Origin of the sequence: Streptococcus hyovaginalis DSM 12219, assembly GCF_000420785.1 — a bacterium.
Taxonomy (GTDB): domain Bacteria; phylum Bacillota; class Bacilli; order Lactobacillales; family Streptococcaceae; genus Streptococcus; species Streptococcus hyovaginalis.
Genome location: NZ_ATVP01000008.1, coordinates 21,289 through 41,725, shown reverse-complemented (window position 1 = coordinate 41,725; position 20,437 = coordinate 21,289). Strand labels below are relative to the sequence as shown.

20 protein-coding genes are annotated in these 20,437 nt (G+C 41.0%); 4 read left to right on the top strand and 16 right to left on the bottom strand.

The features are described 5' to 3' along the window. Positions 1 to 213 precede the first annotated feature (213 nt). The 5 genes from gatB to G574_RS0106845 form a co-directional block, all read right to left on the bottom strand. Positions 214 to 1,653 carry an Asp-tRNA(Asn)/Glu-tRNA(Gln) amidotransferase subunit GatB gene (gatB, locus tag G574_RS0106865; protein ID WP_029691542.1) on the bottom strand — a complete coding sequence of 480 codons (1,440 nt, stop codon included), beginning with the start codon at positions 1,651 to 1,653 and terminating at the stop codon, positions 214 to 216. Beyond that, entirely contained in the window at positions 1,653 to 3,119 is a 1,467-nt protein-coding gene (gatA, locus tag G574_RS0106860) for an Asp-tRNA(Asn)/Glu-tRNA(Gln) amidotransferase subunit GatA (protein ID WP_029691541.1), read from the bottom strand. Before gatA ends, gatB begins: the two co-directional genes overlap by 1 nt. Next, positions 3,119 to 3,421, bottom strand: a complete 303-nt coding sequence (gene gatC, locus G574_RS0106855; RefSeq protein WP_029691540.1) for an Asp-tRNA(Asn)/Glu-tRNA(Gln) amidotransferase subunit GatC — start codon at positions 3,419 to 3,421, stop codon at positions 3,119 to 3,121. The genes gatA and gatC overlap by 1 nt, the downstream gene beginning before the upstream one ends. A 288-nt stretch (positions 3,422 to 3,709) precedes the next feature. Next, on the bottom strand, positions 3,710 to 4,006 hold the full coding sequence (locus G574_RS0106850; RefSeq protein WP_029691539.1) for a rhodanese-like domain-containing protein: 297 nt from the start codon (positions 4,004 to 4,006) through the stop codon (positions 3,710 to 3,712). Then, positions 3,999 to 5,651: an FAD-dependent oxidoreductase gene (locus tag G574_RS0106845; RefSeq protein WP_029691538.1), complete on the bottom strand. Its 1,653-nt coding sequence runs from the start codon at positions 5,649 to 5,651 to the stop codon at positions 3,999 to 4,001. The genes G574_RS0106850 and G574_RS0106845 overlap by 8 nt, the downstream gene beginning before the upstream one ends. Before the next feature lie 138 nt (positions 5,652 to 5,789). Here G574_RS0106845 and G574_RS0106840 point away from each other — a divergent pair, with 138 nt between their 5' ends. Then, a complete protein-coding gene (locus G574_RS0106840; RefSeq protein ID WP_017770312.1) occupies positions 5,790 to 6,050 on the top strand; it encodes a metal-sensing transcriptional repressor in 261 nt (86 codons plus the stop codon). Positions 6,051 to 6,143: 93 nt separating this feature from the next. On the opposite strand, the gene G574_RS0106835 is transcribed toward G574_RS0106840, so the two are convergent. The 3 genes from G574_RS0106835 to G574_RS0106825 all read right to left on the bottom strand — a co-directional run bounded on the left by G574_RS0106835 (position 6,144) and on the right by G574_RS0106825 (position 8,852). Further along, a complete protein-coding gene (locus G574_RS0106835; protein ID WP_029691537.1) occupies positions 6,144 to 6,698 on the bottom strand; it encodes a cysteine hydrolase family protein in 555 nt (184 codons plus the stop codon). Between the two features lie 2 nt (positions 6,699 to 6,700). Then, positions 6,701 to 7,486 (bottom strand): GTP-sensing pleiotropic transcriptional regulator CodY, encoded by a 786-nt coding sequence (codY, locus tag G574_RS0106830; RefSeq protein ID WP_017770310.1) that lies wholly within the window; start codon positions 7,484 to 7,486, stop codon positions 6,701 to 6,703. A gap of 151 nt (positions 7,487 to 7,637) precedes the next feature. Beyond that, entirely contained in the window at positions 7,638 to 8,852 is a 1,215-nt protein-coding gene (locus G574_RS0106825; protein ID WP_029691536.1) for a pyridoxal phosphate-dependent aminotransferase, read from the bottom strand. Positions 8,853 to 9,038: 186 nt separating this feature from the next. Here G574_RS0106825 and G574_RS0106820 point away from each other — a divergent pair, with 186 nt between their 5' ends. Further along, positions 9,039 to 9,491 (top strand): universal stress protein, encoded by a 453-nt coding sequence (locus G574_RS0106820; RefSeq protein ID WP_029691535.1) that lies wholly within the window; start codon positions 9,039 to 9,041, stop codon positions 9,489 to 9,491. Positions 9,492 to 9,536: 45 nt separating this feature from the next. Here the strand turns inward: G574_RS0106820 and G574_RS0106815 are convergent, their stop codons facing one another. Continuing rightward, positions 9,537 to 10,925, bottom strand: a complete 1,389-nt coding sequence (locus tag G574_RS0106815; protein ID WP_029691534.1) for a Cof-type HAD-IIB family hydrolase — start codon at positions 10,923 to 10,925, stop codon at positions 9,537 to 9,539. Between the two features lie 67 nt (positions 10,926 to 10,992). On the opposite strand from G574_RS0106815, the gene G574_RS0106810 reads away from it, so the two are divergent. Then, positions 10,993 to 11,955, top strand: a complete 963-nt coding sequence (locus tag G574_RS0106810) for an asparaginase (protein WP_029691533.1) — start codon at positions 10,993 to 10,995, stop codon at positions 11,953 to 11,955. A gap of 39 nt (positions 11,956 to 11,994) precedes the next feature. Here the strand turns inward: G574_RS0106810 and G574_RS0106805 are convergent, their stop codons facing one another. Then, positions 11,995 to 12,387, bottom strand: coding sequence for a hypothetical protein (locus tag G574_RS0106805; protein WP_029691532.1), 393 nt, complete (start codon positions 12,385 to 12,387; stop codon positions 11,995 to 11,997). A 17-nt stretch (positions 12,388 to 12,404) separates the two neighbouring features. Next, positions 12,405 to 13,319, bottom strand: coding sequence for an aldo/keto reductase (locus G574_RS0106800; RefSeq protein WP_029691531.1), 915 nt, complete (start codon positions 13,317 to 13,319; stop codon positions 12,405 to 12,407). 255 nt (positions 13,320 to 13,574) lie between these two features. Between G574_RS0106800 and G574_RS0106795 the strand changes: the two genes are divergently transcribed. Beyond that, positions 13,575 to 15,626, top strand: coding sequence for a surface-anchored 5'-nucleotidase (locus tag G574_RS0106795; RefSeq protein WP_029691530.1), 2,052 nt, complete (start codon positions 13,575 to 13,577; stop codon positions 15,624 to 15,626). Between the two features lie 136 nt (positions 15,627 to 15,762). Here the strand turns inward: G574_RS0106795 and G574_RS0106790 are convergent, their stop codons facing one another. The 5 genes from G574_RS0106790 to rnpM form a co-directional block, all read right to left on the bottom strand. Next, positions 15,763 to 16,185 (bottom strand): CopY/TcrY family copper transport repressor, encoded by a 423-nt coding sequence (locus G574_RS0106790; protein WP_029691529.1) that lies wholly within the window; start codon positions 16,183 to 16,185, stop codon positions 15,763 to 15,765. A 243-nt stretch (positions 16,186 to 16,428) separates the two neighbouring features. Next, the gene (gene rbfA, locus G574_RS0106785) at positions 16,429 to 16,779 is read right to left on the bottom strand and encodes a 30S ribosome-binding factor RbfA (RefSeq protein WP_029691528.1); all 351 of its coding nucleotides are present in this window, start codon (positions 16,777 to 16,779) and stop codon (positions 16,429 to 16,431) included. 211 nt (positions 16,780 to 16,990) lie between these two features. After that, positions 16,991 to 19,825, bottom strand: coding sequence for a translation initiation factor IF-2 (infB, locus tag G574_RS0106780; protein WP_029691527.1), 2,835 nt, complete (start codon positions 19,823 to 19,825; stop codon positions 16,991 to 16,993). Positions 19,826 to 19,843: 18 nt separating this feature from the next. After that, positions 19,844 to 20,146: a YlxQ-related RNA-binding protein gene (locus G574_RS0106775; protein ID WP_029691526.1), complete on the bottom strand. Its 303-nt coding sequence runs from the start codon at positions 20,144 to 20,146 to the stop codon at positions 19,844 to 19,846. Next, a complete protein-coding gene (gene rnpM, locus G574_RS0106770) occupies positions 20,139 to 20,435 on the bottom strand; it encodes an RNase P modulator RnpM (protein ID WP_029691525.1) in 297 nt (98 codons plus the stop codon). Before rnpM ends, G574_RS0106775 begins: the two co-directional genes overlap by 8 nt. Positions 20,436 to 20,437: the final 2 nt, after the last annotated feature.

The following is a 20,437-nucleotide window of genomic DNA, read 5'->3' as shown; positions in this document are numbered from 1 at the left end:
GGTATGGGGGAACCTTTTAGGTTGTCGCTTGGAAACAAGTAAGCGATAAAAGACTCATTGACTAGGTATGGAATTTCGAAGATAGCTCAAACAGTCTGGGAGACTGTTTGAGGAGTAAACCTATAAAGAATAAAGTTTACTACCGTCCGACATCACCTCAGCAAAGTCCTAAAAGAGACTTTGTCTACAAACTCGAAGGAGATTCCCTCCTTTTTAGTCCAACAATTTAACTAATTCTTCTTTTAACAGTTTTTGAGCGACCTGTGGGTTGGCTTGTCCTTTGGTTGCTTTCATCAAGAATCCTGTGAAAGCTTTGTCGGCATTACGTTTACCTGATTTAAAGTCAGCAACTGCTGATTCATTGTCCGCAAAGACTTGGTGAATGATTGGAATCAGAACTTCTGGATCTGAAATCTGAACTAATCCAGCTTTTTCAACGTATTCACGCGCTGAACCGCCATTCTTAGCCAAGTGAACAAAGACCTTCTTAGCAATTTTTGAGGAAATGGTACCATCTTCAATCAAAGCTAGCATTTCAAGAAGATTTTCAGGTGTCAAAGCAATCTCCGATAAAGTCTTACTTTCCGCATTAAGGAATTGCGCCACTTCACCTTGAAGCCAGTTAGAAATTTGTTTGGCGTCGCCGCCTTGTGCCACTGCTGATTCAAAGAAATCTGACGTCGCTTTGCTCGCTGTCAGCTGACTAGCGTCGTAAGCTGTAAGTCCATATTGTGACACATACTTAGCACGACGCTCTTTTGGAAATTCAGGTAATTCTGAACGAATCTCATCAATCCAAGCATTGTCAATCTCATAAAGCGGTAGGTCAGGCTCTGGGAAGTAACGGTAATCCGCTGCCCCTTCCTTAACACGCATGAGGATGGTTTCCCCAGTTGCTTCATCATAACGACGCGTCTCCTGACGAATCTGGCCGCCTGAACGCAGAATCTTAGTTTGACGTTCAATCTCATATTGCAAGCCTTTACGAACATAGTTGAAAGAATTGAGATTTTTCAACTCGGTCTTAGTACCAAAGGCTTCTTGTCCATACGGACGAAGAGAGATATTGGCATCAACGCGCATAGAACCTTCTTCCATCTTAACGTCTGAAATGCCTGTGTATTGGATGACCTCTTTCAAGGCTGTCAGATAGGCATAGGCTTCTTCAGGCGAACGCATATCGGCTTCTGAAACAATCTCAATCAAAGGTACACCTTGACGATTGAGGTCGACATAAGAATAACCATCTGTACCATGTGTATTTTTCCCAGCGTCTTCTTCTAGGTGAGCACGTTCGATACGGATTTTTTTAGTTGAACCATCTTCTAACTCTACTTCAATCCAGCCATTGTAACCAATGGGCTCATCAAATTGAGAGATTTGATAGGCCTTTGGATTATCTGGGTAAAAATAATTTTTACGGTCGAAGTGCATCTCTTGATGAATGTCCATGTTTAAGGCTAGAGACGCCTTGATACCTGCATCAATAACCCCTTTATTAATGACAGGAAGTACCCCTGGAAATGACCAGTCAATGATATTAGTATTGGCGTTAGCTTCTTGACCAAAATGCGCTGATGATGGTGAAAAGATCTTAGAATTGGTGTTCAACTCAACGTGAACTTCAAGTCCGATAATGGTTTCAAAATTCATTACTTGTCACCTCCAAAAATCTTAGGTTGTTGTTTGTGATAATCCGTTGTTGCTTCAAAAGCTGCTGCCGCTTGGTAAATGATTTCCTCGCTGTATTTTGGACCGATCAACTGAAGACCAACTGGCAAACCATCGACAAAGCCTGATGGGATAGAAATCCCTGGAAGCCCAGCCAAGTTAACTGGGATAGTCAAGAGGTCAGCTAAATACATGGAAACTGGGTCTTTGGATTTATCACCAAAACCGAAGGCTACGCTTGGCGTCGTTGGACCTAAAATCAAGTCATACTCGGCAAAGACTTTGTCAAAGTCACGAATAATCAAGGTACGCACCTGACCTGCTTTTTTGTAGTAAGCGTCATAGTAACCAGAAGACAGACTGAAAGTCCCAAGCATTATGCGGCGTTTAACCTCGTCTCCAAAACCTTGGCTCCGTGTATTGACATAAATCTCATCTAGATTTGTCGCATCTTCAGCGCGGAAACCATAACGAATACCATCAAAACGTTGCAAGTTTGAGGAAGCTTCTGAAGAGGCAATAATGTAATAAACCGCCACTCCGTACTTACTGTGGGGAAGGCTAACTTCTTCCACAATAGCACCAAGTTTTTCAAAGTGTTTAGCAGCTACTAGGATATTATCCTTGATTTCAGGATCGATCCCTTCTCCCAAATATTCTTTTGGAAGGGCAATTTTCATGCCTTTAATATCTTGACCAATCTTGCTAGTAAAGTCCGCCACTTGATGTTTGGTAGATGTCGCATCTTTGGAATCATAGCTAGAAATGACATTCAAAAGCTGGGCATTTTCCTTAACCGTTGGCGCAAATGGTCCAATTTGGTCAAGAGAGCTACCAAAGGCAATCAAACCAAAACGTGATACCATACCGTAGGTCGGCTTCATCCCAACAACACCGTTGAAGGCTGCGGGTTGACGAATCGATCCACCGGTATCAGAACCTAGTGACAAGCGAACTTGACCAGAAGCAACTGCTGCTGCCGAGCCACCTGATGAACCACCAGGAACCTTGGTCTGATCCCAGGCATTTTTCGTCTGTTTAAAGTAGGACGTTTCAGTTGACCCCCCCATGGCAAATTCATCCATGTTGGCCTTACCAATGACAATCATATCTTTAGCATAGGCATTAGCAACAGCCGTGGCATCAAAGATAGGCTCGTAATTATAGAGCATTTTTGATGAAGCGGTCGTTAAAATCCCTTTGGTCGAAATATTATCCTTAACCGCAAGCGGGATACCGCTCATCACATTATCCGCATCAATGCCTTTAGCATCAACAGCTTGGGCTTGTTTCAAAGCTTCTTCTTCTGAAATGGTTACAAAAGCTTCGATAGCTGTCTCGCGACTTTTAATATCCTCCAAAGTAGCCTTGGTTAACTCTGTTGCTGAAATTTCCTTCTTTACAAGGAGGTCATGCAACTCTTCTAAGGTCTTATGATTAAATGACATTAAGCATCCCCTCCTTCTTCAAAGATAGCTGGAACTTTGATGAAATAATCTTTGGCTTCAGGAACATTTTTAAAGAGCTCCTCACGCGATTGACCTTGCTCAGCCACGTCCTCACGCATAACATTTTTTCGATCTGCCATAGTTGTTGTCACGGGCACACCTTCAGTATCCACTTCGTTTAATAACTCAACCATATCGACAATCTTGGTTAAACTTTGAGCAAATTCACTGGTTTCTTGATCTGTGAAGCTCAGTTTAGACAATTTGGCAACATGACGTACTTCTTCTTCAGAAATTTTCATTGGACCTCTCCTCTTTCAAAGTTTGCATAGTCTCAAATAGTATACCATATTTCAAACTATTTTTTCGAAAAGATGGCGTGTAAAAAAAGGAGATTGATTGCGATAGTAAGTAACACAAGCCAGTATCTCTAGTCTCTCTTATTACGATTGAAAAATTAAGAACGACAAAAAATTAGGGCTAAGAGTACTTTGCAACCCGCAAACATTAAGCTAGAAGGGGCTTTTAGGCTAGTGACACTCCGAACCCGTTCTGCCTGATACCGGCATGTACTAAGGCCTTTGACACTTTTATATTAAAGAGCCTTGCCATGCCTTGATACCATCCTGAATATTAATAACATCATACCCTTGGTTCTCTAAAAAGGAGCAGGCACGTTCAGAGCGTATCCCTGACTGACAGATAATGTAGTAGGTCTTGTCTTTGGACAGATCTTCAAAACGAGCCGCCAACTGACTTAAAGGGAGATTGATGGCGCCAGGTATATGGCCTCCTGCATACTCATTCATCTCACGAACATCAATCAAGTGTAATTCGCCATCTTTGATAAGAGATAATGCTTGTCTCATCGTTAGCGATTTAATCATATATCATTTCCTCCGGAAGAACTGTTTGATAAAGTGAATAAGCCCCATCTAAGTTACGAACTTTAAAACCTTTCTGTTTCAAGAGGCGTTCAGCAATATAAGAGCGCAACCCGCTGTGACAAGACACAATATAGTCTTTAGAGTGGTCCAATTCATCAAGTCGCTCTCGTAAGTGATCAAGTGGTATATTTAGAGCATCAGCAAAGCGTCCCTTTACGACTTCTCCTGGGTTTCGCACATCAATTAAGATGCTTCCTTGCGCCAATGCCCCTTTTAAATCATACCACTGGATAGATTCACTTTGTCCTTCAGCTAGGTTGCTGGCCGCATAGCCAATCATATTGACAGGATCCTTTGCCGATCCAAATGGTGGCGCATAAGTCAGTTCTAACTCCGGTAAATCAAAGATAGTCATACCAGCCTTAATAGCTGTTGCCAAGACATCAATGCGCTTATCTACGCCTTTTTGACCAACCGCTTGAGCACCATAGATAGCTCCCGTTTTAGGATTAAAGACCAGCTTTATGGTAATATCTGTAGCGCCTGGGAAATAGCTAGCATGGTCTTTTCCGTTAGTATGAACGACTGCCACGTGCTCAAAATTTTCTCGAGCTCTTATTTCGTTTATCCCGGTCGATGCCGCCACTAAATTAAAAACGCGCACAATAGCAGTCCCTATACTTCCCTTATGTTCCCGTGGAATACCCGCAAGGATATCTGCTACTTGGCGGCCTTGTCGATTAGCAGGACTAGCCAAGGCTATGGTATCATCTTCTTCAGTAATTTGATTTTTAACCACGATAGCATCTCCAACTGCGAAAATATCTTTTTGGTTGGTTTCATAATGCTGATCTACAAGAATTCCTCCTCGAAGTCCCAACTCTATATCAGCTGATGCAGCTAGACTTGTTTCTGGCGTAACGCCGACAGAAAGAATGGTGACATCGGAAAGCACTTCTGTGCCATCGTCTAAAACAATGACTTTGCCTTCTTGTTTAAAGCTTTTTACGGATTGATTGGTATGTAGCGTCACACCTTTTGATAACAATTCTTTTCTAACAAAGGCAGCCATTTCCTGATCGAAAGACGGTAAGACATGCGGTGCTTTTTCAATAATAGTCACGTCAAATCCTTTTTTAACCAAGCTCTCAGTCATTTCAAGACCAATAAAGCCGGCCCCTATAAGAGTTGCCTTGCCACCTGATCTACCTTTTAAATGTGTCATGATATAATCCAAGTCTGGTATATTGCGTAGGGTAAACACATTGGTAGCTTTATCCAATCCTTCCAGATTGGGAACAACAGGTTTGGCTCCTGGCGATAAAATCAAGCGATCATAAGACTCTCTGTAACTCTGTCCCTTATAGCCGACAGTAACTGTTTTTGTCACAGGATCAATAGCTGTTACCTCACTTTCGGGCCTAACGTCCAATTGAAAACGCTCCTTAAGCCGCTCCGGTGTTTGAACCAGCAAATCAGAGCGTTCTTCAATTTCTCCAGACAGATGATAAGGCAAACCACAATTCGCAAAGGACACATATGGGCCCTTGTCAAAAACAACGATTTCCGCATCTTCCATCAAACGGCGCAAACGGGTTGCAGCAGACATACCACCTGCTACACCACCTACAATGATAATTTTCATAAGTTTATTATTTACCTTCCAACTTTATATACCCCTATAGGTATATAAATGATATCATGAGCCTTTATCCAAGTCAACAGAAAGAATTGACAAACCAAAAAGGCTTCAGTATAATAAATTTTCAGAAATGAGGTGTCTATGCAAACTGAAAAAAAAGAGGTCATTAATCGCCTCAAACGTATTGAGGGACAGCTGCGCGGTGTCCAAAAAATGATCCAAGAGGATCAAGAATGTATTGATATCGTTACCCAATTAACTGCCATCCGATCCAGTATCAATAGTACGCTCGGTGTCGTCATCAGTAACCGCATATCTCAAGTTATTCACCACCCAGAAGAAGATGCTAAGGACCAAGAAGAGCGTATTCAAGAAGCATTAAAGATGATTATCAAAAAATAATATTTTACCCACAGGGGTATATAAACCTAAAATTCATAAAAAAGGCTCGTGCAAAATCATTTAAAAAGATTTTGCACGAGCCTTTTTTATGTTTTAATTTTCAATAATCTTAGCCCCTAAAACAGATGCCATATGATTGAGAGCAAATTGATGAGTTTCAGGCGTCAAAGAGGCCACTGCTCCAGCCACCACTTCGATCTCATACCCTAGGTTATAAGCATCTATAGCCGTATGTAGTACACAAATCTCGGTCAGTACACCAGTCAAAACAAGCGTCTTGACCCCACGTTCTCTCAAACGCACATCCAGATCCGTACCAGAAAAGGCAGAGTAATGGCGTTTATCCATCCAAAAGACCTTGCTATCATCTTTGATTTCCTGGTATAGGGGAGCCAAAGTGCCATATAAATTCCGACCTGAAGTACCGGCTAAATTATGAGGTGGAAAAAGTTTGCTTTCTGGGTGAAACTTATCATCTACATCATGACGATCAATCGCAAAGAAAATATAATCACCAGTCTCAAAGGCTTGACGTGTTGCATTCACCAACGCACTTTCAATAGCTTGAGCAGGCTTGCCTGCTGTTAATTTCCCGTCATCTGCGACAAAGTCTACTGTATAGTCAATTGAAATAAGGGCTTTAGACATTATTAGTTATAATCCTTGATTTTATCAAAAATACCTTCATTAATGACCTTAAGGTAAGTCCCCTTCATACCAAGAGAGCGGCTTTCAATAATACCAGCACTCTCAAGCTTACGAAGAGCATTTACAATCACTGAACGTGTAATACCAATACGATCCGCAATCACTGATGCTGTTAAGCGTCCTTCCGTTCCATTCAGTTCACCTAAAATGGCTGCTACAGCCTTCATTTCTGAATAGGATAGTGTATTAATCGCCATTGTTACAGCTGTCTGTTTACGAATCGTTTCCTCAAGGTTTTCTGTTTGGAGGTTTAAGAGTTGAATCCCGACTACTGTAGAGGCTATTTCTGCTAAGATAAGGTCATCATCTTTAAAATCTTGGTCATTACGCCAAATAATAAGCGTTCCCAAGCGCATACCGCCTCCGTATATTGGAGCAAGTGTTGTTAAACCATCAGGAAATTCATCCTGAAGTTCGATCGGAAAAATACTCAAGTCGTGTGTAACAGGCAAGTTTGCCTCTGTGTCATAGACACGACTAGCTGTTCTGACGTAATCATCTATAAGTTTTTTCTCTTCGAACATGTGTTCGACACGATCGTTATTAGTCTTGTATTTCAAAGCATACCCTAAAATGGTACCGCCTCCGTTGATAATACAAACATTACAGTCAATAATATCCCCGAGCTGAGTCGCCATCAGATTATAAGGCAGTTCATTCTCTAAACTATCTACAGAGCGTTGCAAAATCGAGGTGATTTTTCGTGTCTTTGATAATAAATTAGGCATAAGAAACCTTTCTATCTATGAAAATATATTACAAATCATTATAACAAGCAGGCTTCAAAATGGCAAGTAATTGTCAGAAAATTGCTTACAATACTAGCAAAAACACAGAATTTTCATTTTTTACATTAATTTTTCGGTTAATTTAAGATTTTTAGCGGCGATATTGTTTTAGGAAACGCTCCATCTTAGTCTGAATCTCCGCCAACTCTTCAACTCTAGGCAAATAAACTATTCGGAAATGATCAGGATCCTTCCAATTGAAGCCTCTTCCATGAACTAACATGACTTTTTCCTGCTTGAGAAATTCCAAAACAAATTGTTCATCATCTGCGACGTTATACATAGTCTGATCAATTTTAGGAAAGACGTAGAGACCAGCTTGAGGTTTTACAGCAGTCAATCCTGGAATATCGTTAATGGCTTTAGTGACAAATTCACGTTGCTCATAAAGGCGACCACCCGGCATCAACAACTCATCGACAGACTGATAACCTCCTAGAGAGGTTTGAACAACCTGTTGAGCCAACACATTGGAACACAGCCTCATATTAGATAACATATCAAGCCCTTCAATGTAACCTTTGACATGATCCTTACGTCCCGAAAGAACCATCCATCCCACACGGAAACCACAGATACGATGCGATTTTGACAAACCATTCATAGTCACAACAAAAAGATCAGGAGCTAGACTAGCAATTGGAATATGTGTCGCTCCATCAAAAACCATACGGTCATAAATCTCATCTGAGAAAATAATTAGATTATGACGACGGGCAATATCCACAATACCTTCTAGAACATCTTTAGGATAAAGGGCTCCTGTGGGATTATTAGGATTAATCAATACAATGGCTTTTGTTCGACCAGATACTTTGCTTTCAATATCAGCTAAATCAGGGTACCAATTAGCGGATTCATCACAAATATAATGCACAGCATGCCCCCCAGACAGGCTAACTGCTGCTGTCCAAAGAGGATAATCTGGCATAGGCACTAAGACTTCATCCCCATTATCTAATAACCCCTGCATAGACATAGTGATTAACTCAGAGACACCATTACCAATATAGATATCATCAATATCGACATTAGGAATGTTTTTTGTCTGACAGTATTGCATGATGGCTTTTCGAGCTGGAAAAATACCTTTGCTGTCTGAATATCCTTCACTACTACGCGCATTCATAATAAGATCACTGATTACTTCGTCAGGAGCCGTAAATCCAAATTCCGCAGGATTTCCAGTGTTCAATCGTAGAATTTTCTCGCCATTAGCTCGCATTCGGTTGGCCTCATCCAAGACTGGACCACGAATATCATAAGCAACATGTTCTAATTTTGATGATTTTTCAAAAGTCTTCATATGCGTTACCTCATTTTTTGATATTATAGCGCATTTTATTTAAAATAACACATTTTTTCATTTTAATTTTTAAAAGGATTATCCAAAAGTTTCCAAAAACCTTTTTTCAGAAAGAGAATGTGAAACGCTTTCAAAAAATCAAAAAAAGAGTATAATGAACTTATAGGAAAAAAGGAGGTCGCATATATGTCTTATCAATACGAAAAAATTCTAGTTGCTATCGATGGGTCTGCAGAGTCTGAACTAGCTTTCGAGAAAGCTGTCAATGTTGCCAAGCGAAATGATGCTGCCCTGCTGTTAACTCACGTTATTGATACACGTGCCCTTCAGAGTGTTGCGACATTCGATGCAACCGTCTACGAAAAACTGGAACGTGAGGCACACGACGTCTTAAATGAATTAAAGGAAAAAGCTCGGGCAGCTGGACTTGAAAAGGTCACACAAATTGTTGAATTTGGAAATCCTAAGTCTCTGTTAGCCATTGATATTCCTGATCGTGAGGGGGCGGACCTTATCATGCTAGGTGCGACCGGACTCAATGCTTTCGAGCGACTCTTGGTGGGATCATCATCCGAATACATTCTACGCAATGCTAAAATCGATATTCTTGTCGTACGCGATAAGGAAAAAATTTTATAACCAGCCCAAAAAGCTGACTGAGGCCAAGTCGCCTCAGCAAGCTTTTTATTTTTCTGTACGTTGTAAAGATTTATGAATTTGTCGGTTTAACTCTTTTTTGATCGCAGGCTCCGGTGCAAAAGTCTCTTCCCAATGATCAGGTTTTAAGATTTTATGTGTTTTGGCATCAAAATGTGCTTTACCATCTGGAAAAATTTTACCCATATTGGCTTCGTGCACAATATCAAAAAAAGGCCTAGGATCAACTCCCATGAGGACAAACGAACCGTAAGTAAAATATAACAAATCCGTCAGGGCATCCACTTCACCTACTAAAGGCGTTTCAGGATGAGGCTTATGTTGCACTTTATAGGCGGCATGGTCCACAGCGGCATGTAGATTTAAAATAGCTTGCGTAAAATCATGTTGATCACCTTGACTTGCGGCATATAAAAATTCAACAATTTCTTCAACTTTAAAACCGGCACGATGTTCGCCTTCTTCAATTTGATAGAGTCGTGGGGTGTGATTGACTGATCCATCCATCAACATATGAAAGTCTTTAACCTTATTAAAGTTTTCATCACGACTCTTGAAACCTTGTTCTGGATCCAAATGGATAAGCCCATGATGCGCTAATGCTTTTGAAATCCCATCACGATTGTTACTATCAGTCGTATAATCAGCTACGGACTTCAAGGTATCTTGACCATTTCCCATGGCTATACCCACACCAACACCTGTCAGCATTTCCATATCATTTTCAGAATCCCCGAATGCCATCACTTCATTCAATTCAAAATCAAATTGTCGACCGACCGTTTGAATACCTTTTAGCTTTGATTGTCCTTGAGAAATAAGGTCGATGGAGTAAGGACTAGAACGCGTGATCGTAATTTGCGGAAATTTCTCACGGAGTTTTTGACTTTCCCCTTCTGTAGCGACAAGAACAATTTGAAAGACCGGCTCACGCATGATAGTCTTAAGATAGTCCATATTTTGTGGTTTGATTCGGCGAATGATTTTCTTAAAGCTATTTTCGACAAGCTTGGTCAAGCGACTAGGAACCAAGCGACTGACCAATTGCCCAAAGTTGCTAGTCCCCATTTCGATGAGACCTGAACCTACTAATCCCGAAGCTGTTCCTAAAGAAATTTCTCTTTTTTTGTCCCCTGCATAACGAATGACACGATAAATCAAAGATTTAGGAAGTTGGTTTTGGTAGAGCACTTTATCACGCGTGAATATATACTGCCCATTGTAAGTTACTGCAAAATCAAGCCCCAAATTATCCATAAAGGGTTGCACAAAACCAGGTCCTCGTCCAGTAGCAACACCGACAAGGATACCTTGTTCTTTTAAATTTTTAATGGCAAGGACAGTCGCCTTTTCAACGCGTTTACTATCATTTAATAGCGTGCCATCAATATCAAAAAACACAGCCTTGATCGCCAATACCAATCTCCATTTTCCTAAATTATGTTAGAATAAATTATATCACAATTTTGAAAGAAGTATTTCAATGACTAAAAATATTCTGGTCCTACATACTGGTGGGACTATTTCAATGACCGCAGATGAAATGGGACACGTCAATTCTTCTAATGACAATCCCATGAACCATGTCGCAGTCGAACTTAATGACTTTAACATCACAACCATTGATCTCTTCAATGTACCTAGCCCCCATATTACAGAGTACCATATGTATGAGCTCTACCAGAAAATCAAAGCCATCGGGGCTAATTATGATGGAATCGTCATCACACATGGAACCGATACCTTAGAGGAAACAGCTTACTTTCTGGATACGATGAACCTCCCATCTATTCCTATAGTTATTACCGGTGCCATGCGATCATCAAATGAGTTAGGAAGTGATGGGATTTACAATTACCTATCAGCCCTTCGCGTCGCAGGCCATCCAAAATCTCTCGGAAAAGGGGTTCTCGTTGTGATGAATGACGAGATACATGCTGCCAAGTATGTTACCAAAACACATACAACCAATGTCTCAACATTTCAAACACCCACCCATGGCCCCCTTGGGATTATTATGAAACATGAGATTTTATTTTTTCAAACTACTGAACCTCGTGTACGCTTTGATCTCGATCACATACAGGGAACCATTCCGATTATCAAGGCCTATGCTGGTATGGGTGATGGGATTTTAAGACTCTTACGTGCTAGTCATATTGACGGTGTCGTTATTGAAGCTCTAGGGGCTGGTAATCTCCCTCCAGAAGCAGCAAAAACCCTCATTACCCTTGCTCAAGAAGGCCTTCCGATAGTCTTGGTATCGCGCTGTTTTAATGGCATCGCAGAACCTGTCTATGCCTATCAAGGTGGTGGTGTGGATCTCGCCACTAACGGGATTATGTTTGTCAAAGAACTCAACAGTCAAAAAGCGCGCCTTAAATTACTAATCGCTATTAATGCTGGACTTGAGGGACAAACCTTGAGTGAATATATCGAAGGATAAGAAAAGTACCCCAATTTTGAGGTACTTTTTCCTTAGGCATTATTTCAAATAAGCTTTGAATCGTCGGTAAAAAATCGCTAAACTCAGACCACCAATCATCACAAGCATACCCCATTGCCAAAACTGTAGAACAAATGGGGGCACCAGCTCCCAAATTAGGATACTTAGTGGCGCTCCTATGAGTATCAAGAAAACAGAGCCCAAGCATTTCTTCCATAAGGCTAGACTGTCATTTCCCCAGACACTAAAGCCAAAGGCAAAACCAAGACTTGTTCCGAATTGCAGCTCTGAAGAAGAAAGCGGTCGCTCATAGACAGAGAAATAAAAGAGTCCTTTAGCAATCACATTGATGAGCGCAAATAGGAGCAAATAAAAGCTAAATTGTAACCAAAAGTTCTTTCTCTTTTTGGATTTAGACTCATGATTGGACATGGTTTTCACTCCCCATTTTAAGGCAAAATATGACCAGCCTTAGTGTAAATGTCATACCATTCTTGACGTGTTAAAACGACTTTTTCTGCTTCTGCAATGCGCTTAATCCGTTCTGGATTCATAGATCCCACTATGGTCTGAATTTTAGCAGGATGACGAAGAATCCAAGCAACAACGATAGCCTCATCAGAAACCTGATATTGTTCCGCATATTTAGCAATAGTATCATTCAACACTTTATAATCTGGATTTCCAGAAAACAATCCTTTTGAAAGGTCAATCTGGAATGGTGACCAAGCTTGGATAGTGACCTTGCTAAGACGACAATAATCAATGATACCACCGTCGCGATCAGTAGCACCAGGAGTCGTCATATTAACCTCGAGGCCCACCGAGATCATCGGGGCATGCACAGGCGATAGCTGTAATTGATTGACGGCAAGCGGTTCTTCCAAATAGGATTGTAAGAAAGCTATTTGACTACAATTTTGGTTACTAACACCAAAATGGTTCACTTTTCCTTCTTTTTTAAGTTGTGTAAAAGCTTCCGCTACCTCTTCTGGCTCCCAAAGAGCATCTGGACGATGTAGGGCTAAAATATCCAGATAATCAGTTCCTAAGCGTTGTAAAATACCGTCAACCGAAGTCACTATATGCTCTTTTGAAAAATCGAAGAAACCTTTTCGAATCCCACATTTAGATTGTAAAATCAGGTCCTGACGACTAAGTCCAAGCTGCTTAACGGCATCTCTAAAACATATTTCAGACTCACCACCACCATAAATGTCAGCATGATCAAAAAAATTAATCCCTGACTCTACAGCACTAGCAATGACTTTTTCTGCTTCTGAGATCTCCAGTGCTCCCATACGCATAGCTCCCAAAACAATACGTGATCCCTTTAATGTCGTCTGTCCAATTTCTTGCAACATCTTGTTCTCCTTCACTATTCCATATCGTTTTTTATACAAGAAGTATACCATTTTTTACCCATGATTTCACGATCTTCTCTCTAAAACACTGGCTTTATGCTCAGAAAACACCACTGAAATCGTTTAAATGACGTCTGTTTTTGATAAGAGAAACAAACAATATTCGTTTTTTACCTAAAAAACACTTGAATTTTACATTTTGGCATAGTAAACTATCTGTGGACATTACTTTATGGCATTCAAAAAGGAGTTATGATGAAAAAGAAGTTAATCCTAAAAAGTAGTCTCTTGGCTGTGGTCGCTGGTTTTGGCTTGGCAACTAGTCCCGCTTTCGCCGATCAAGGAGCGATTCAAATCCTCGGCATCAATGATTTCCATGGCGCTTTAGATACAACTGGTTCTGCCTACATGCCAGATGGCAAGGTCTCTAATGCAGGAACAGCTGCTCAGCTAGACGCCTACATGGACGATGCGGAAACAGCATTTATTGCTGAAAACCCAGATGCAACCTCCATCCGTGTTCAAGCAGGGGATATGGTCGGTGCTAGTCCAGCTAACTCTGGCTTATTGCAAGACGAACCTACTATCAAAGTCTTTAACCAAATGGATGTTGCCTATGGCACCATCGGCAACCATGAATTTGATGAAGGATTAGACGAATATAACCGTATTGTACAAGGTCAGGCACCTAGTCCTGAAGCCGGATACAACACAATTGTTTACGACTATGAGCACGTCCCTGCGACCCAAGAAATCGTCATCGCTAATGTAGTTGATAAAGCAACCGGCGAAATTCCTAACAACTGGCAACCCTATGCCATTAAAAATGTTCCGATCAATGACAAAAACGTTCAAGTTGGCTTCATCGGTATCGTTACCAAAGAGATCCCTAACTTAGTTCTCCGCCAAAATTACGAACAATATGACTTTTTGGACGAAGCAGAAACCATTGCTGCCTACGCTTTAGAATTGCAGAAAAAAGGCGTCAAATCTATTGTCGTTTTAGCCCATGTTCCAGCTGCTAACGATGGTGATACCGTTGTAGGGGATGCTGCAGATATTATGAATCGGGTGAACGAGATTTTCCCTGAGCATAGCATTGATATCCTCTTTGCGGGTCACAGTCACCAATACACTAACGGACTCGTTGGTAACACGCGCATCGTTCAAGCATTATCACAAGGGAAAGCTTATGCTGACGTCCGTGGTATTTTAGATACCGATACTCAGGATTTTGTAGCTGTACCGGGTGCTGAAGTTGTCGCTGTCGCACCTGATGTGAAAACTGGTAGCAAAGACATCCAAGCCATCGTAGATGAGGCTAATGCCATCGTTAAACAAGTGACCGATACCAAAATAGGTACTGCCCTTTCATCTGACACTATCAGCCGTGAGGTAAATGATTTCAAGGAAAGTCCCGTCGGAAACTTAGTAACGACAGCTCAGCTCACTATTGCTAACCAAACTTCTGACATCCCCGTTGACTTTGCAATGACAAATAACGGTGGTATTCGCGCGGACCTTATCGTCACTGATGACGGTAGCATTACTTGGGGAGCTGCTCAAGCTGTACAACCATTTGGCAACATCCTTCAAATTGTTCAAATGTCCGGCGAGAATATTTATAAAGTTCTAAACGAACAATATGATGGCAAGGAAAATTACTTTCTTCAAATGTCAGGGTTATACTATACCTACACAGATAATCCTGACGGAGGCGAAGAGGTCCCATTTAAGGTCGTTAAAGCCTACAAAGATAATGACGAAGAAATTGACCCAAGTGCCACTTATACATTGGTAATCAATGATTTCTTATACGGTGGTGGAGATGGATTTGCAAGTTTTAGAAATGCTACCTTAGTGGGTGCGATCAACCCTGATACAGAGACCTTTATTGAGTACATTAGTCAACTAGAAGCCAAAGGAGAAAAAATAACTGCTGGAATCAACAATGTGAAACGATACCTAGCAGAACTACCAAGAGATGAGCCATCACCATCAGATACTAATACTGGTACAACTACAGAGTCTGAGACAGGTGCAACAGAAACAACTGAAGAATCCGTTACCCCAGCGTCCGTGAATGCACCAAAAGTGAACAGCCAAAAACCACTTTTCCAAGCACAAAATATTGCCAGTGTTCAAAGTCTTGGTAACCGAAAAGTAACTAACAAAGATACTGAACATTATCAGAGCAAAACTGGTAACTTACCGGAAACTAGCGAGCATAACTCAGCTACGTTTATTCTGACAGGTATTACTATTCTCGGAATGGCTGGGATGGTTGCTAAACGCAAACACGATTAATTCACGTCTATAGAGAACAAGCTAGTAAAAGAAACTCTATAGTAGTTATTTACAAACAAAAAGCCCAAATCAAGATTTTATATTCTTGATTTGGGCTTCTTGACTTATTTTATTTTTTAATACCACCTCTTAGGGGTTAATGATGGCAAGAGCATTGTCCAGGCAAACATTGGCACACAATCTTAGATACCGGAGTAGCTTTTTTAGCTTGTAAAATACTTTCAAACATGGCAATATCTTGCTCAGTCATCGGCGTATCAGTCATCAGGGCTGCTAGCAACTTCCCACGCTTAGTAATGCAAATCTTGTCAAACGTTTCTTCGATACATTTCCATTGCCCTTCTTCTTCCGAAATCACAGCACGGTACCAAAATCGTCGTCCTTCCCGCCGACTGCTTAAAAGACCTTTTTCAGAAAGACGCGTAATCATCGTCTTGATAGTAGAATCAGACCAATCATGATTTTGCTGCAAAACATCGATAATATAGGAACTAGTCACTTCTTCTGATGCCCACACTACACGCATCACTTCCCACTCAGCATTAGCAATCTGCAACATCTCTATCTCCAATTCGTTTACAATTGTAAATAAAGTATACCGAAGTCTCCTCCAGATGTCAATGAAAAGATAAAGCAGCTTCTTTTCCATCGCTTCTAACACACTAACACTCATACTGGCACTATTCAGCACAACCATCATGAGATTGAATTTAGAAAGCTAACTGCCTCTAATGAAAAAAGATTGAAGAATCATCCCAATAGATGATAGCCTTCAATCTCAAAACTTAATTTACGCTCTTTTTTAATCTTTTTGATCTAGTTGACGTAGGAGTTCGTCAATTTTATTTCCATATTGGATCGATTCATCTTTTTCAAAGGTTAGATCTGGAATTTTATACATCTGAAGATTTTTTCCAAGTTCACGCTTGATAGTTCCTGTTGCCTTCTCCAAACCCATCTGGGCTTTTTGATTATCTGAAGCAAGATCACTCATGATTGTATAATAGACCTTAGCTGCTGATAAGTCACCCAACATTTGGACATCTGTAATTGTTACACCTTGAACACGAGGGTCACGCACTTTTAAACGTAAAATCTCATTCACTTCGCGTTTGATTTCCATTCCAACGCGGTCAACACGATGATTTCCCATAACTATGCTACCAAGTCCGTCAAAATAAGCTGAAGAAACAAGATGTGGTAAATACATTTCAAGTTACCAAACACCCTTCCACTCAACGTCTAAGACGGATTAATCCTTTCTATTATTTTTTTAATACACTCATATTATCTGTGAACCAATACTTTAAAGAAAAGCTAGGCTACTCACCTAGCTTTATTCAGTATTTCAATAATTATGTTGGTTATTTTCTTACGATTTCTTCCATGATATAAGCTTCAATCGTATCATCCACTTTAAGATCATTGAAGTTTTCGATCATAAGACCACCTTCTTGGGCATTACCAACTTCTTTAACATCATCTTTATAATGCTTCAAGCTAGCCAGTTTTCCATCAAAGATAACCACGCCATCACGGATAACACGGGCACTTGAATCACGTGTAATTTTTCCGTTGATGACCATGAATCCACCAATCGTACCAACCTTAGACACTTTAAAGGTCTCACGGATAATCGCTTCACCAAGAACTTTTTCTTGATATTCAGGATCCAACTTCCCTTTCATAGCTTCTTCGACTTCTTCGATGACTTTATAGATAATGCTATGAAGGCGAATTTCAACATCATCAGCTTCTGCTTGCTGACGCGCCTGTGGTGTCGGGCGAACATTGAAACCAATAATAACAGCGTTAGAAGCTTCAGCTAGGGTAATATCTGACTCATTAATCGCACCTACAGCTGAGTGAACCACATTAACGCGAACACCTTCCACTTCAATTTTAAGAAGCGATGCTGCCAAAGCTTCGACCGAACCTTGTACATCAGCTTTGATGATAACGTTAACCGTCTTAACTTCACCAGCTTTAAGGGTATCAAAGAGATTTTCAAGGCTAACACGTTGTGTATTTTGACGTTGTTTCAATAGGGCACGTTTGGCACGTTCTTCACCTGCAGCACGAGCAGCTTTTTCATCAGTGTAAACCGCAAAATGATCACCCGCCATCGGTGTCTCATTCAAACCAGTAATGGAAACTGGGGTTGATGGGGCTGCTGTCTTGACACGACGTCCAAGGTCGTTGACCATAGCACGAACACGTCCAAAGGTATTTCCGACAACAATAGGATCTTGAACATTAAGTGTCCCTTGCTGAACAAGGAGGGTCGCAACCGCACCTTTTCCTTTGTCAAGACGAGCCTCAATGACTGTACCAATGGCACGAACGGTTGGATCGGCTTTTAACTCTTCCATCTCGGCAACCAATAGAACTGTCTCTAACAATTCATCGATATTTTGACCGAATTTAGCTGAAATTTCAACAAACTCAGAATCGCCACCCCAGGCAGTTGAGATAACACCATGCTCAGCTAATTCACCAATAACACGCTCAGGGTTAGCACCAGGTTTATCAATCTTGTTAATCGCAACAATGATTGGAACACCCGCAGCTTTTGAGTGATTAATTGCTTCAATTGTTTGTGGCATGACACCGTCGTCGGCTGCCACAATCAAAATAGTAACATCTGTCACAGAGGCACCACGCGCACGCATTGACGTAAAGGCTGCGTGACCTGGCGTATCTAAGAAGGTAATTTTTTTACCTTTTGTTTCAATCTGGTAAGCACCGATATGCTGAGTGATACCACCAGCTTCACCCGTTGCGACACGAGAATTACGAAGGGTATCAAGAAGGGTCGTTTTACCATGGTCAACGTGTCCCATGATAGTTACAACAGGTGCACGCTCAACCATCTTATCAGCATTTAGATAGCCTTCATCAGCAAAGAAGCGTTCGATATCAGCATCATCTACTTCAACTTTAGCATGGGCTTCAATACCGTAATCAACCATCAATAGTTCGATAGTGTCGCCATCTAAAGATTGGTTTTGTGTTGCCATGACTCCCATCATAAAGAGTTTTTTGACAATCTCAGCTGGTTCACGTTTAATACGTTTTGCAATTTCGGCAACCGTCATCCCTTCGGTATATTCAAATTCCTTCGGTAGTTCATGGAATTTACGCTCGGTTACTGGTTTAGGAGCATTATTACCGTTACGATTATTTTTACCTTTTTTAGTTTGTTTGTTTTTATTCCAGTTACTATTTCTTTGATTTCTCACTTGGTTTTGATTTGTCCAATTTTTCTTATTTTTACTTTGTTTTGGTCCGTCTTCATTCTGTTTGTCAAAATCACGAGATTTTTCAGGACGTCCCTGTTTTTTACGGCGAACATCTGTTTGCACAGGTGCTGATGAGACTGGGGTTGTCACAGGTTTCACCTGCTCTTTTCGTACCATCTCATTAGCTTTTTGTTCGCGCTCGGCTTCTAGTTGTTTCGCTTTGCGTGCTTGCTCTTGAGCTATTTTCTCTTGACGTTTAGCTTCTTCTTGTTCACGAAAACGGGTTTCACTTTGACGAGAATACTCGGCATTTTGTTCCGCTTTTAAAGCTGCAGCACGTGCCTTAAAGTCAATTTTGGGAGCCGTTTGAGATTGACGATTATCGTTATAGCGGTTATCGCGGTTGCGATCATTACGATTAGCAGTATTATCAAATCGTCGATTATTTTGACGAGAACGATCCTGCTGACGTCCTCCAACTTGTGAGCGATTATCTTGATGACGATCTGCTTGGCGATTGTCTCGGCGTTTTTGCCCTGAATGGGTTGTACGATTTCCCGATTGAGCACGACGCTCCGCTTCAGCCTTAGCTTTAGCTTCTCGCTCAGCCTTAAAGTTTCGACTTTTAGGTTTGGGAGTCGCAGCAGCAGGAGCCGTCTTTTCTGAAGTTGCCTCTGATGATTTACCAGCGGTCGTTCCTTCTGCTTCAGTTTTTTGAACCCCAGTGGCTACAGGGCTTTTCTTTTCTTCTATTACTTTGGAAATCGGCGACTGTTGATCAGCCACTTTAGAGATTGATGTTGGTCGAAATGCCGCCACTAATCGTTCAGCATCATTGCCTTCTACACTCGATGCGTGACTTTTCACAGACAGTCCAAACTCTTGCGCTTTCGCAACAACCTCTTTACTCGCGACACCGACTTCTTTCGCAATTTCATATAAGCGTTTTTTTGACACGTGATGTCCTCCTATTCTTTATGCCATAAGAGTCCTCATTTTCTTTGAAAATCCAGCATCTACAATGGCGATCGCCTTTCTAGGCTTACCAATTGCCATGCTTAATTCCAGTGCATTAAACACTGTGGAGACTTCTATTTGATAGTAGTTACTTTTATCAGTAATTTTTTTAGTCAAATTATCACCAGCATCATTGGCTAGAAAGACCAAGTTAGCTTCCTGGTGTTGAATAGCTTTAATAACAAGCTCTTCTCCCGAAATAACTTTTCCAGCCCTTTGTGCTAATCCGATTAAATTGGCTAATTTTTGATCATTATTCAAGGCCAAGCTCTCTTCTTTTCACTTTATGGTCCACATAGGCAATCAGCTCATCATAGAAATCATCAGCCACTGCAACTTTAAAGCTACGATCAAAAACACGGCGTTTTTTAGCTTCTTGAGCTTCTTGATTATCTAATTTGATGTATGCCCCACGGCCGTTAGCTTTTCCAGTTGGATCGATAAAAATCTCACCTTCTTTGGTTTTCACAATCCGCAATAAATCACGCTTGTCAATAACCTCACCGGAAACAAGAGACTTCCTTAAAGGTACTTTACGTGTTTTGGCCATAA